Origin of the sequence: Pseudomonas sp. B14(2017) (assembly GCF_002113255.1) — a bacterium.
Classification (GTDB): domain Bacteria; phylum Pseudomonadota; class Gammaproteobacteria; order Pseudomonadales; family Pseudomonadaceae; genus Aquipseudomonas; species Aquipseudomonas putida_Z.
Window position 1 is genome coordinate 107,450 of record NZ_NEJY01000007.1, and the last position, 13,987, is coordinate 121,436.

10 protein-coding genes are annotated in these 13,987 nt (G+C 60.7%); 9 read left to right on the forward strand and 1 reads right to left on the reverse strand.

The window, feature by feature from the left end:
* Position 1: 1 nt before the first annotated feature.
* The 7 genes from CAG34_RS08975 to terL all read left to right on the forward strand — a co-directional run bounded on the left by CAG34_RS08975 (position 2) and on the right by terL (position 8,857).
* Positions 2 to 4,045 carry a transglycosylase SLT domain-containing protein gene (locus CAG34_RS08975; protein ID WP_085589364.1) on the forward strand — a complete coding sequence of 1,348 codons (4,044 nt, stop codon included), beginning with the start codon at positions 2 to 4 and terminating at the stop codon, positions 4,043 to 4,045.
* Between the two features lie 69 nt (positions 4,046 to 4,114).
* Positions 4,115 to 5,830 carry a phage tail fiber protein gene (locus CAG34_RS08980; RefSeq protein WP_085589366.1) on the forward strand — a complete coding sequence of 572 codons (1,716 nt, stop codon included), beginning with the start codon at positions 4,115 to 4,117 and terminating at the stop codon, positions 5,828 to 5,830.
* 9 nt (positions 5,831 to 5,839) lie between these two features.
* Positions 5,840 to 6,190, forward strand: a complete 351-nt coding sequence (locus tag CAG34_RS08985; RefSeq protein WP_085589369.1) for a hypothetical protein — start codon at positions 5,840 to 5,842, stop codon at positions 6,188 to 6,190.
* A complete protein-coding gene (locus tag CAG34_RS08990; protein ID WP_085589371.1) occupies positions 6,187 to 6,387 on the forward strand; it encodes a type II holin in 201 nt (66 codons plus the stop codon). The genes CAG34_RS08985 and CAG34_RS08990 overlap by 4 nt, the downstream gene beginning before the upstream one ends.
* A gap of 15 nt (positions 6,388 to 6,402) precedes the next feature.
* The gene (locus CAG34_RS08995) at positions 6,403 to 6,645 is read left to right on the forward strand and encodes a DNA packaging protein (RefSeq protein ID WP_085589373.1); all 243 of its coding nucleotides are present in this window, start codon (positions 6,403 to 6,405) and stop codon (positions 6,643 to 6,645) included.
* Positions 6,646 to 6,826: 181 nt separating this feature from the next.
* The gene (locus tag CAG34_RS29415) at positions 6,827 to 7,057 is read left to right on the forward strand and encodes an Rz1-like spanin outer membrane subunit (RefSeq protein WP_371858037.1); all 231 of its coding nucleotides are present in this window, start codon (positions 6,827 to 6,829) and stop codon (positions 7,055 to 7,057) included.
* A 66-nt stretch (positions 7,058 to 7,123) separates the two neighbouring features.
* Positions 7,124 to 8,857 carry a phage terminase large subunit gene (gene terL / locus CAG34_RS09005; protein WP_085589378.1) on the forward strand — a complete coding sequence of 578 codons (1,734 nt, stop codon included), beginning with the start codon at positions 7,124 to 7,126 and terminating at the stop codon, positions 8,855 to 8,857.
* A 128-nt stretch (positions 8,858 to 8,985) separates the two neighbouring features.
* Here terL and CAG34_RS09010 read toward each other — a convergent pair whose 3' ends face one another.
* On the reverse strand, positions 8,986 to 10,299 hold the full coding sequence (locus tag CAG34_RS09010; RefSeq protein WP_158091094.1) for a tyrosine-type recombinase/integrase: 1,314 nt from the start codon (positions 10,297 to 10,299) through the stop codon (positions 8,986 to 8,988).
* A gap of 249 nt (positions 10,300 to 10,548) precedes the next feature.
* Between CAG34_RS09010 and ppsA the strand changes: the two genes are divergently transcribed.
* Together ppsA and CAG34_RS09020 are read left to right on the forward strand one after the other, a co-directional pair.
* Positions 10,549 to 12,879 carry a phosphoenolpyruvate synthase gene (ppsA, locus tag CAG34_RS09015; RefSeq protein ID WP_371858038.1) on the forward strand — a complete coding sequence of 777 codons (2,331 nt, stop codon included), beginning with the start codon at positions 10,549 to 10,551 and terminating at the stop codon, positions 12,877 to 12,879.
* A 102-nt stretch (positions 12,880 to 12,981) separates the two neighbouring features.
* On the forward strand, positions 12,982 to 13,974 hold the full coding sequence (locus CAG34_RS09020) for an alpha/beta fold hydrolase (protein ID WP_256573539.1): 993 nt from the start codon (positions 12,982 to 12,984) through the stop codon (positions 13,972 to 13,974).
* Positions 13,975 to 13,987 lie beyond the last annotated feature (13 nt).

The following is a 13,987-nucleotide window of genomic DNA, read 5'->3' on the forward strand; positions in this document are numbered from 1 at the left end:
TATGAGCTTGAATCAAGAATACGCACAGGTGCAGGCCAACGGTTCCCCGTATGACGACCTGATCCGTGCGTCCGCTAAGCAGTACGGGGTGTCCTACCCCTTGCTGCACAAGCAGCTGTTCATGGAGTCCCGGTTCAACCCGGACGCTCAGAGTCCTACAGGCCCTCGTGGCATCGCCCAGTTCACCAAGGCGACCGGTGCAGCCTACGGTCTGATCACTGACGCTGACTTCCACAACCCCGCCAAGTCCATCGACGCAGCTGCTCGACACATGCGAGACAACGTTCGGATGGCCGGTGGTGATGAACTGAAAGCTCTGCTGCTGTACAACCAAGGCGCTGGCCCAGCTGGCCGTCCTCAGGTCGAAGCGTACGACCGTGGCGACTTCGGGTCGATCTCGCAAGAGGGCCTCAAGTACATGGCGCAGATGGCGGACGTAGCCAAGAGTGACCGTTCGCAGGCTCTGGCCGATCTCGCAAAGCCCGAGGATGGAACTGAGGCATCCATCGACTCTACCGGCAGTGCCTCGCTCGATCTCCCGAGCTACCTGCAACCGCCCGTCAAGGCTCAACCGGAACAGCCGCTGAGTCCTGACGTGAGCCTGAAAGGTGCCTCGGATGATCCAGCAGTCCAGACCCCGCTATCCAAGTTGATCGAGGAGAGTGAGGGTCCGGGCACCTTCGAGGGACTTGGTGACGCCACTAAGGCCACCTTGGAGAACTCGACGATTGGCACCTTGCTCCGCACAGCGATGCAGGACAACGGTGATCATGACATCAGTCCTTTCTACCAGCGCCTGCACGATACCTTCAACGATCCGTTCACCGGAGGTACTCTTGCGGACTGGACCGAGGCTGACTACGCCAAGATCCAAGCGGCTGGCCTGAGTCCGTCCTTTATGGACATCCCGCTCCGTGGGCAGCGCAAGGACCTCGACGCGAACATTCAGATCGCCTTGGAGAGCCAGAAGAACGAAGGGCGTATCCAGCAGGCGGGCTTCGGTGCCCAGCTGGTGAGCGGTGCAGTCGGCATGATCGGCGACCCCATGACCTACATCGTTCCGGGTGTCGGCGCTGAGGCTTCTCTCGGTGTCCGGATGCTGGGCGGTGCGGTGACTGGTGGTGCCGCTGGGCTGGCCTCGGAAGGCTTGAACGCTGGGATCACCGGGCGTCAGGCTGACTACACCTCGGCCATCCTCGGCGGTGCTGCGTTCGGCGCGGCTGCTCATGGTGTCCTTGGGCGTGCTCCGGTACAGGAAGCGGCTCGCGGACTCCAAGCGGCTCGACAGGCTCCGGTCGAAGGTGGTGATGATTCTGGTCTGCTCAATCGGCTGCTGCGCCGTGAGCGTGCCCGCCAGCAGGGTTCCGAGGTTGATCCTACGGACCTCCCGCATACCGGCGAGGAGACTCACACCGATGGTCCTGTGCCGTTCACTGACGTGCCGTTCGAGGAGGGCGCTGTTCGTACTCCGGATGGCTCCATTCACTCGGCTGGCTCGATCATCAACCCTCGGACCGTTCGGGACTTCTCGAACCTCGACCCGTTCAACGATAAGGCGAACGCAGGGGCTACCGACTTGATCGGTGGCTTGAACGAGATCGGCTACACCATGGCAAGCTCTGAGAACCCTGAGGTCCGCTCGCTGGGCTACGACCTGTTCCGGTCCACGACTGGCTATCAGGACGGATCGAACGGCAAGTTCGGCGTGACCGCTTCGGACCTGCACGACCGCTTCGGGTGGCTCGACAAGGCAGCTTACCGTGACTTCCACGGCCACATCCGAGACGCCTTGAACGAACCCTTCTGGCAGCAACAGGACCTGAGCCGTGCCGGTCGAGTGTCGGCCATCTCCCGTCGAGTCGCTGAGGCTATCGAGGGCGGCACCCGTGAGGGACTGACAGCGCCTGAGCGTGCTCTCGCAGATCGTCTCCATGCGCACCTGCGCGAGAAGTACGACCGTATCACCAATCCAGCACAGTTCGGCAGGGCAGACGCTCGGCCTCTTCTGGAAGGCTCACGGCACACCGACAGCTACTTCCCTCAGCGGTACAGCAAGACCGCCAAGGACCTGATGATCGACCGACTGGGCCGTGATGGTCTGCAAGACGCCATCGCCAACTCGATGATGGAGAGCTACCATGCGCGGCCTGAGGTTCGTGCCCGTGTGGACGCCCTGCACGAGAACGATGTCTTGGAGCGCCTGACGACTCCGGACGGCACCGGTAACGTGGACGACTTGGCCGAGGAGCGGGCCTATCGTGACTTCGCTGAGGCTTACGCCCGCAGGAAGGCTTACGGTATCTCGCACAGCGACCAGTTCAACCGCCCGAGTGTCTTCGAGGATCACGTCGATGGTCTGCGTGGTATCGAGGCGAACAACTACCTCGAAGCCCGTAACCTGTTCGACAGCGACGTTCCGACGACTCTGCCGGACGGCTCGACGTTCTCGCTCAATGACCTCCGTGAGTTCGACATCCTCCGGGTGATCCCGGCTTACGACCGGCGGACCAATGGTGACGTAGCGATCATGGCGTCCACTGGGCGGACCGTTGGTGAGCTTCGCGACCAGATCGAAGAGATGGCTGCTAAGCACGAGCCGGGTTCCAAGGAGCACAAGGAGATCGGCCTACTCGGCGATTCCCTCAAGCTGTTCACTGGGCGTGCTCGTCGTAACCCTGATGGTCAGATTGGTTCGTGGATCCGGACTGCTAATAACATGGCCTTCTTCGCCAAGAACGCCTACATGGGCATCCAGAACTTCACCGAGGCTGCTCGCGTGATCTGGAACGGGCACACCAAGCTCCTATTGAAGAACGTCCCGATCCTCAAGCGCTGGAGCACCAAGGGCACCGACCTGCACCCGGACGATCTCAATGCGATGCACGACATGCTGTTCGGTCGGGAGATCGACGAGATTATCCGTCCGTCTCGTGCGGACATCGTGGATCGTCTGCGTGCTCAAGGTGTCGGTGATCGTGCGGCCAACGTAGCGGGGACCTTGGAGTTCGCCACTGGTGAGCTTGCGAGTAGGTCGCCTCTGACGTGGGTCCTCCGTGAGACTTCCAACCTCATCGCAGATGCAGGGCGGCAGGGCATTATCATGGACATCGCTCATCAGGTGCTCAATGGCCGGGAGTCCCGCCTGCTGCGCCCTGAGCGTCTCCGTGCGGCCTCAATCACGCCCGAGCAGTTCGCGGACATCAGCGACTTGATCAGCAGTCACTTCGCACGAGATGCTTCCGGCAAGTGGCGCTTGAGGAACCGTGAAGGGTTCGCCAAGGATCCACGGTCCACTCACCTGTGGCGCCTGGGAGATCGTGTGGCGGACGAGGCGATCTTGCGGCCTCACAAGGTATCGAGCCAAGCATCGAAGGTGTATCACCCGCTCATCGGCTCCGTGATGCAATTCAAGATGTTCATGGTCCGGACCCTCAATGGCCGCATGATGCGATCCTACTGGGAGGCCAAGCGGAACGGTGCGGCTCTCGATGAGGCTATGTCTCTGCTAATCGGGGTAGGCTTGTCCACTGCGTTCTACTACGCCACGGCTCACACCAAGGCCCTCGGGCTGGAGCCTCGTGCCCGCGAGAAGTACCTCAAGGATGCACTGAGTCCTGCCATGGTCGCCTATCAGGGCGTGTCCCGTAGCTCGATCCTCGGTGCTCCTCTCGGTGTCGCTAACCTGCTGGGCGGTGTCGCTGGGTTCGACTGGGCGAACTACGCCCGGACCTCTGTGCTTCCTCGGGATCCTGTGGACCGGCGCAATGCCGACCGTCCATCTTTCGGTCGTCCGACCCACTCGATTTGGGCACAGGACTTTGCGTCCAACGTGCTCGACCAGTGGCCGGCTGCTGGTGTGGCCTTCGGGATCGCCAATGGTGCCCGTTCGGCGTACCACGTAGCTCGCGGTAAGCGGGGCGATGACATCCAAGGACACAAGACTGCACTGTTCCAAGCGCTGCGTAACTTGGTCCCTAACGACCCGTTAACTCAGAACTTGCTGACCCGTGCGGCCATGGATGCAGGCACAAACAGGACTCGATAGAAGTCCTCACTCGTAGTACGGGAGTCTCTTTAGGCTCCCTTTCTTTTAACCCAAGGATGGGAGGTAATAATGGCTACTACAGTCACGACCGTTTACACCTACCCACTGGACGGAACCACTACCGAATGGCCGATCAACTTCGAGTATCTCGCGAGACGCTTCGTTGTCGTTACGCTAATCGGTCAGGACCGTAAGGAACTGGTTCTCAACAGTGACTATCGCTTCATCACCGCTACGTCGATCAAGACGACCAAGGCTTGGGGTGAGGCTGATGACTACACCTACATCGAGATCAAGCGGGTTACCTCAGCGACGGATCGTGTGGTCACCTTCTCGGACGGTTCGATCCTCCGGGCAACAGACCTGAACCTCGCTCAGATCCAGACGATGCACGTAGCCGAAGAGGCCCGGAACGCTGTCACCGATACCATCGGGACGGACACCAACGGGAACCTTGACGCTCGGGCACGGCGGATCGTGAACGTTGCTGATGCGGTCGAGGAGGGCGATGCGATCAACCTCCGGATGATGGAGCAGTGGGACCAATCGGCTCTGAGCTCGGCGAATGCTTCGGCGGCTTCGGCGGCTGCATCCAAGCAGTCTGCAAGCGAGTCGGCGGCTTCGGCTGCAAGCTCCCTAACGAGCGCTCAGAATGCCGCAGGATCTGCAAGTTCGGCTGCAACCTCTGCGACCAACTCAGCGAACAGCGCTTCGGCGTCCGAGTCGTCCAACCAGACGGCCTACAAGTGGGCGAACAACCCCGAGGATACGGTGGTCAACTCGGGGCAATACTCCTCGTACCACTGGGCCAACAAGTCCGCCAAGAGCGCCAATTCGAGCGCTGCAAGTGCCACTGCTGCCGCAGGGTCTGCGAGTGCATCCGCTGGTTCCGCTTCGGAGGCTTCGGGTTACGCTGACCGTGCTGAGGTGGCCGCTGAGAAGCTGGAGAACATCAACGACTTCGCTGAATCTCTGGACGTAGTAGACCCGACGAATATGTACGTGAAGTACAAAGACGGGTGGTCGATCCGGCAGACCCGGTTGTGGGCTGACGAGATCTACGGTTACTCGCAGGACCTACTCACCCTGGCTGCATCGAAAACCGTTGTTAATGGTCCTCTGGACGGTCACGCCGAGGTCATCTCTCGGACCGGTATGTTCAAGGCGATTGCACCAAGCGGCGCCGGTAATGCACACCTCTGGTTCTACCACAACGACGAGACAACCAGAGCGATCATCTACGCGGACAACGCGGACGCAGTTCACATCCAAGCGGGTAATGTCCTCGCGGCAACCTTCGCCGGTGACGGTACAACTTCCCTCAATGGGGTGAACATCAACTCGATGCACTCAGCTGGGCAGATCGTTGTCGAGAAGGCTGGGGCAGTTCTCAATTCGAGCGCTTACTCCACTGCGCACATCATGCTCCAGACCGACGATGGTGGTGCCCCAGCTATCTCGTTCCACCGAGGCGGCCAGTACGCGGTCGCTCTGTACCTGTCGGGCTCCAGTCTGTTCCTGATGGACTCCGCAGGGGCGAACCGAGAGGTGCTCAACAACGAGAACCTCGCGAGTTGGCTGGTCAACTACGGCGATGGGCCGAACGTGGGCGCCTGGGTCTTCTGCCGGTCGGACGTTACGGCCACCTACGGCACTGACGTTTCCGGAGCGAACCTCCAATACGGCTCTACCGGTGCCAATGGTTCCGCCTTGGGCTTCGGCACATGGCGCTCCCGTGGCTGGGCCGGTGGCGGTAACCACACTCTATTCCAGCGCGTAGCGTAAGGAGAACACATGGAACCATTATTCAAGGGCAGTCACTTGGCTGTCCTGAGGGCCTCTGCGCCCGTAAGAACCAAGGACGGCACAGGTATCGACCTCAAGGTCTACTTCGAGAATCTCGGTGAGGTGCCGTTCACGGCGCATCCCAAGGACACGATGGATCACGGGCGGTGGCTGTACGAACAAGCTAATGCTGGGGCCTTCGGTCCTGTGGCCGACTACGAGCGTCCTGATGTCACTGTCGATGATCTCCAAGCGGACCTCGACAAGCTGATGCCTGACGTGATCCTCGGCCTCGCCACGGACGACGAACTGTCTCTCGCCAAGAACCTGAGACGCACTATTAAGGAGATGACCGCATGATCCAGATCGACTTCAACAATGGGGTGGTGCAAGCCACTCCCGTTGCTGGGGCTGCTGCCGCAGACGCTGCGAGCCGCCTCATTTGGGGCATGACCATGAATGAATGGTTCTATGCCTCCGCCATCCTGTACTCCCTCGTGATGACCGGCTTGGCCGTCTACAAGGCTTTCAAGAAGGAGCCACTCACCAAGACCTAAGACAAGGAGGTCCCTATGTCTCAATCCATCCTCGAACAGCTGCTGGAGGCCATCGACACGGAAACCGGTCGTAACCTTCTGGCAGACCTTCGCGACCCTGAGCGGCGCACACCGCAGCTGTACAACGCTGTCGGCAAGTACCTCGAACGTCACAAGTTCACCATCGCCAAGCTCCAGCCCGACGAAGGTCTGCTGGGCGAACTGGCTCATGCGCTGGACGCTGTACCCGACCTCGACGAAGAACTCACAAGGCACTGACCCATGGAGTTCCTACAGACCCTCATAGCGAAAGCCGTGGGGGTTTCTTTGTTAGTGGGCCTCTCGTTTCTCGGTGGATACCTCTACCGGGACGGGACGGCTAACAGGGAAGCCCTCGAACATCAAGTAACCGCATTCGAGCAGACCGACCGGATGCGCCAAGACATGCAAGGAGAACTGTATGCCATCTCAGAGCGCTACACGGCCTCTCAGGCGAACGCTGACGCTCAGTCGGCCAGCACTATTGCTCAGCTTCATTCTGACGGTATCCGGCTGCGCATCGAGCTTGCAGACGCCAAAGAGTCCGCAGTCACAGGTAGTGGTCGATGCGAGCCTGATGGCTACGCCGAGCTATCAGACCGATCTGCTGAATTTCTTATCGGACAAGCCCGCAAAGCCGACGACCAAGTGACAGCCCTTCAACAAACCATTCGCGTACTTCAAGAGGAGAACACGCCTACCCAATAGGAGGTGATTTATGAGCAAGGACGCTCAACAACTGCAACGCATGAAGAAAGACTTCGTGGCCTTCCTATTCGTCCTGTGGATGGCCTTGAAGCTCCCGAAGCCGACCCGGTGTCAGGTGGACATGGCCCGCAAGGTGTCCAAGGCCGACGAGCGCCGGTTCATCCTCCAGGCATTCCGAGGGATCGGGAAGTCGTTCATCCTGTGCGCCTACGTGGTGTGGCTGCTGTGGAATAGCCCTGACACGAAGGTGATGATCGTCTCGGCCTCCAAGGAACGAGCGGACGCCAACAGCGTATTCATCAAGCGCATCATCGACCTGCTTCCATTCCTGCACGAACTCAAGCCACGGAACGGCCAGCGGGACTCTACCATCGCGTTCGACGTGGGGCCTGCACTGCCTGACCACTCGCCGTCCGTGAAGTCCGTAGGTATCACCGGGCAGCTTACCGGTTCCCGTGCCGACATCATCTTGGCGGATGACGTTGAGGTCCCGAACAACTCGGCCACTCAGCTTGCCCGTGAGCGACTGTCGGAACTCGTGAAGGAGTTCGATGCGATCCTCAAGCCTGACGGAACGATCATCTACCTCGGCACACCACAAACCGAGATGACGCTCTACAAGGAACTGGAAGGTCGCGGCTACACGACAACCATCTGGCCTGCCCGTTATCCCAAGGACGACAAGGCGCTGTCCCTGTACGGCCACCGGCTCGCCCCTATGCTCCTCGCGGATCTGGAGGCAGACTCGTCGCTGCATTGGATGCCTACGGACCCTGTGCGCTTCGATGACGGTGATCTGCGTGAGCGTGAGTTGTCGTACGGTGCTGGTGGCTTCGAGTTGCAGTTCATGCTCAACCCCAACCTCAGCGATGCCCAGCGATACCCTCTGAGGCTGCGAGATTTCATCGTAGCGGCTCTCGAACCCGAGAAGGCACCATTGGGCTTCCAGTGGCTCCCGAACGCCTCTAACCAGCTGGATACGCTGCCTAACGTGGGCCTCAACGGTGACCGCTTCCACCGCTACCAGAACGTAGACGGGAGCTACTCGGCCTACCAGTCGAAGGTCCTCGTGATCGACCCCTCGGGCCGTGGTAAGGATGAGACAGGTTATGCGGTCCTGTATCAGCTGAACGGCTACCTGTTCCTGATGGAGTGGGGCGGCTACCGTGGCGGGTACGACGATGCGACCCTTGAGGGCCTCGCCAAGATCGGTAAGAAGTGGAAGGTGAACGAGGTGATCATTGAGGGTAACTTCGGTGACGGTATGTACCTCAAGCTATTCAGCCCTGTGATGACCCGTGTGTGGCCTTGCACGATTACCGAGGTGAAGTCCAAGGGTCAGAAAGAACAGCGCATAGCGGACGTTCTGGAGCCTGTCCTGGGCAGCCACAAGCTGGTGGTGAACGAGCAGGTCGTGGAGGAAGACTACCGCACCGCCCGGAACCACGAAGGCAACTTCGACATCTCATATTGCGGCTTCTACCAGCTCACCCGGCTCACCCGTGACCGTGGGGCCTTGAAGCACGATGACCGTCTCGATGCCCTGGCTATCGGTGTGCAGTACTTCGTGGAGTCCATGGAGCGCGACAGCGCCAAGGGATCCAGCGAGATGATCTTGGAGTTCCTTGAGAAGCACATGGAATCCGATCTGGCTGGCTTCGAGGATCACCGGATGCTCGATCTCGGTGGGGACGTGACGATCATGTGGGAGGACGATGGAGGCTATCAGAACTTCATTCTGTAGCACCTCTGGAGGCCCCGTTCCATGCGGGGTCCAGAAGTCCTCACTCGTAGTGGGGGACCGGGGGTGTTCCTAAAGTTAACACTTAGGTTCCTCCCGGTTTCCTCACCTTTGTTATATCAATTCAAGACCTACACCATCAGGGATTCACGTAGAGCATCTGCCAGCTTACCTACGGCCAGTCGAGCGTCACCGCCATACAGATCAAAGGTGATGGTCTGCGAACTGTGCCCGAGGATCGCTTGCACGGTGCTCACTTGGATTCCCTGCTGCTTCATCACACCGGCCAACGTGTGGCGCAGCGAGTGGTACGTCAAGCCTTCACCGGAGTCATGCTGTAGGACATCACGCAGAGTCTCATTGAGAACCCGAGTGAAGTTATGAGCTACCCGGTCGAACAGCTTGTCACCCTCAACGCCATTCACGTACTCAAGGAACCCTTGGAGGTCGAAGCCGTAGGCACCATCTACCAGCGGCACTACACGTTCGCTGTGCTTGTTCTTTAGGGTCTTACCATGATTGGTATTCAAATCAATGACCCACTCATTCCCGACCTTCCGGACATCCTCTTTATTCAGCTGGTAGATCTCACCGATACGTGCCCCTGTGATGGCACCGAGGGACATCGCCCAGCGCTTCCAAGAGGTGACCGGGAGTTCACCCATGGCTTTCATCAAGTCTCGCGTCTGCGCCTCTGTGAACGCCTTACGGCCACTCTCAGCGCCCTTAGCGATCTTGAGGCCCTTGTTGAACGACTTCTCGATATACCCGTTGTTCTCCGCCCAAGACAGTAGGGTCCCGAGGCGAGTGAGCAGCTTGTTCACCGTGAGGGGCTTGCGGCCCTCCATCAGATTCGCCTTGAGCCGCACCATGTCCTGCCGGGTGTGAGTCTTCAAGTTGATCTCAGAGCCGTCTACAGTGAGGGCCTCTGCCAGTGTCTTGATGGCCGACTTCATGTCCCGCACTGAGGCAGGTGCCAAGGAGTCCTGCTGCTCCTCAAGATACTCAGCGCCCAAGCGCGACAGAGTGACGCACTCCGGATCCACTACAGGTGCCTCAGGAACCACTGTGTCCTCTTGGCCTTGGAGTTCCTCGATGATCGTGCTGAGTGGCGTAGGGTCACCCTTGTGGAGTCGTTCCTGAGCAGCCTTCACGATGCGGACACCAGTATTAATAGCCTTGACCCTATCAACGGTCATCGGGCTACCGCCTTGAATAGCTTGCAGATCCTCCAGTAACTCAGAGTATTCTAAGGACAGTGCTACCCGATCATCACTCTGCACCAGTTCCCATAGGAGGGACTCGGCGAGGTTGCGAAGGGGAACCACAAGCTGACTCCAGGTGTCTTCTGGCCGCTCCAGATGGAAGACCTTGAGTGCAGCTTCGATACGGCGGCTGTAGCGCATTGCAGTTTCACGGCTCCGTGTCTTGAGGGAGATGGTCATGGTTTGCTTCGAGGTCCCAGCAGGACGCACACGGAGGTAGTAGACTCCGCCAGTCCTCCGGTAGACCCAAGCGTCCGCCAGTGGGCACGATACCTTGTGACAGTTTTCTAACAGCAGTTTAACATCCGCTTCGTTCGACAACAGACTCATTAGCGCCAACCTCAATAAAGACAAGGGTTTGCGCCAGTAACCGGAGAGATCACCTTGGTAGAGTACGTAGTTTCCCTCGATAAGCTCGGCGTCCATGATGTGGAGCATGTGGGGGGCAAGAACGCATCCCTGGGCGAGATGATCAGCAACCTCGCAGGTGCTGGTGTATCGGTGCCGGGCGGCTTTGCCACTACGGCGCAGGCGTACCGCGATTTTCTCGAACAGAGTGGTCTCAACGACCGTATCCACGCCGCGCTCGACGCACTCGACGTGGATGACATCAACGCCCTGACCAAGACCGGCGCGCAGATTCGCCAGTGGGTCATGGAAGCCGACTTCCCGGCCCGCCTGGATTCGGAAATCCGTACGGCCTTCGCCGAAATGGCTGCCGGCAACGACAACATGGCAGTTGCCGTGCGTTCCTCGGCCACCGCCGAAGACCTGCCGGACGCCTCGTTCGCCGGCCAGCAGGAAACCTTCCTCAACATCCGCGGCGTCGACAACGTGATCCGCGCGGCCAAGGAAGTGTTCGCCTCGCTGTTCAACGACCGTGCCATCGCCTACCGCGTGCACCAGGGCTTCGACCACAAGCTGGTGGCCCTGTCCGCCGGCGTGCAGCGCATGGTCCGCTCCGAAACCGGCACCGCCGGCGTCATGTTCACCCTCGACACCGAGTCGGGCTTCCGCGACGTGGTGTTCATCACCGGCGCCTACGGCCTGGGCGAAACCGTGGTGCAGGGTGCGGTCAACCCTGACGAATTCTACGTGCACAAACAAACCCTGGAGGCCGGCCGCCCGGCCATCCTGCGCCGCAACCTGGGCAGCAAGGCGATCAAGATGGTCTACGGCGAAGAAGCCAAGGCCGGCCGTTCGGTCAAGACCGTCGAAGTGGACCGCGCCGAGCGCGCGCGCTTCTGCCTGACCGATGCCGAGGTCAGCGAGCTGGCCAAGCAGGCCATGATCATCGAGAAGCACTACCAGCGCCCGATGGACATCGAATGGGCCAAGGACGGTGACGACGGCAAGCTGTACATCGTCCAGGCGCGCCCCGAGACGGTGAAGAGCCGCTCCAGCGCCAACGTCATGGAGCGCTACCTGCTCAAAGAGAAGGGCACCGTTCTGGTCGAAGGCCGCGCCATTGGCCAGCGCATCGGCGCCGGCAAGGTCCGCGTGATCAACGACGTATCGGAAATGGACAAGGTCCAGCCGGGCGACGTGCTGGTCTCCGACATGACCGACCCGGACTGGGAACCGGTGATGAAGCGCGCCAGCGCCATCGTCACCAACCGTGGTGGGCGTACCTGCCACGCGGCGATCATCGCCCGTGAGCTGGGCATTCCGGCTGTGGTCGGCTGCGGCAACGCCACCCAGGTGCTGAAAGACGGCCAGGGCGTGACCGTATCCTGCGCCGAAGGCGATACCGGCTTCATCTTCGAGGGCGAGCTGGGCTTCGACGTCAAGCAGAACTCGGTCGACGCCATGCCTGACCTGCCGTTCAAGATCATGATGAACGTCGGCAACCCGGACCGTGCGTTCGATTTCGCCCAGTTGCCCAACGCCGGTGTCGGCCTGGCGCGCCTGGAGTTCATCATCAACCGCATGATCGGCGTGCACCCCAAGGCACTGCTGAACTACGCAGGCCTGCCAGCCGACCTGAAGGACAGCGTCGACAAGCGCATCGCCGGCTACAACGACCCGGTCGGCTTCTACGTCGAGAAGCTGGTCGAAGGCATCAGCACCCTGGCTGCGGCCTTCTACCCGAAAAAGGTCATCGTGCGCCTGTCGGACTTCAAGTCCAACGAGTACGCCAACCTGATCGGCGGCAAGCTGTACGAGCCGGAAGAAGAAAACCCGATGCTGGGCTTCCGTGGCGCTTCGCGTTACATCAGCGAATCGTTCCGTGACTGCTTCGAGCTCGAGTGCCGTGCGCTCAAGCGCGTGCGCAACGAGATGGGCCTGACCAACGTCGAGATCATGGTGCCGTTCGTGCGTACCCTGGGTGAAGCCAGCCAGGTCGTCGACCTGCTTGCCGAAAACGGCCTGGCCCGCGGCGAAAACGGCCTGCGCGTGATCATGATGTGCGAACTGCCGTCCAACGCCATCCTCGCCGAAGAGTTCCTGGAATACTTCGACGGCTTCTCGATCGGCTCCAACGACCTGACCCAGCTGACCCTGGGCCTGGACCGTGACTCGGGCATCATCGCCCACCTGTTCGACGAGCGTAACCCTGCGGTGAAGAAGCTGCTGGCCAACGCCATTGCCGCGTGCAACAAGGCTGGCAAGTACATCGGCATCTGCGGCCAGGGCCCGTCGGACCACCCGGACCTGGCCAAGTGGCTGATGGAACAAGGCATCGACAGCGTGTCGTTGAACCCGGACTCGGTACTCGAAACCTGGTTCTACCTGGCCGAAGGGCAGGGCGCGGTCTGATGCAGTAAAACGCGGGGGTACGTCTGGCGTACCCCCGCCTGGTTTTTTCCAGGGCGAGCTCCAGCAATGGATCCCGCCCTTTTTTGTGCACCAAGCAACCTTATGCAAAGCAGCAGCACTCTATTCCCCGTGGCCCTGCTCAGTGCCGAGCGCCGCGGCGACCTCAGCGAAGACGTGTACCGGATCAAGGCCGGCAACAGCCCTGACCCCAGCGTCGAGCTGGCTGTCACCCGCCTGGGGCTGGCCGATCAGGGCCAGGCCCAGGGCGTGCCGGTCATTCTCCTGCACGGCAGCTTCTCCAACCGCCGCTTCTGGTACTCGCCCAAAGGGGTTGGCCTGGGGGCCTATCTCGCCCGCGCCGGCTTCGATGTGTGGATCCCGGAAATGCGCGGCCACGGCCTGTCGCCGCGTAACCATGACTGGAAGCACAACAGCGTCGCCGCCTATGCCCGCGATGACCTGCCGCTGATTGCCGCGTTCGTGCGCGAGCAATCGGGCCAGGCGCCGCACTGGGTCGGCCATTCCCTGGGTGGTACGACCCTGGCGGCAGCGCTGGGCGGTGGTTTTCTGCCTGCCGAGCAGGTGGCCAGCGTGGCGCTGTTCGGTACCCAGATCAGCCGCGTGTACTGGCCGTTGAAGGTGCCGCCGCTGGCCTGGGGGGCGAAGCTGCTGCTCAAGCGCTGGGGGCAGATTTCCGGGCCGCGTTTCAAGCGTGGGCCGGAGGATGAGCCGATCGGCCTGGCCCTGGAGAGCATGCGCTGGCATGGCCTGTTCGGGCGCTTTGGCGACAGGCAGAGCGACTGGTGGGCGGGGCTGGCCGAGGTGGATGTGCCGCTGCTGGCGGTGGCTGGTGCGGGGGACTTCCAGGACCCGGTGTGGGCCTGCCGCAAGCTGTTCGAGCAATTGGGCGGTGAGCGCAAGCAGTTTTTGCGGCTGGGGCTCGAGGAAGGCTTCGAGGCTTTCGGGCATGTCGACATGCTGGTGAGCAAGGCCGCGCAGGTGCAGGTGTGGCCGCTGGTGGAGCGTTGGCTGCGGGATCCGCTGGTGCCGGTGCATGAATCCACGGTGGCGGCGGAGCCTGTGCCCGCCAGTTGATTCTGCTGTGTCT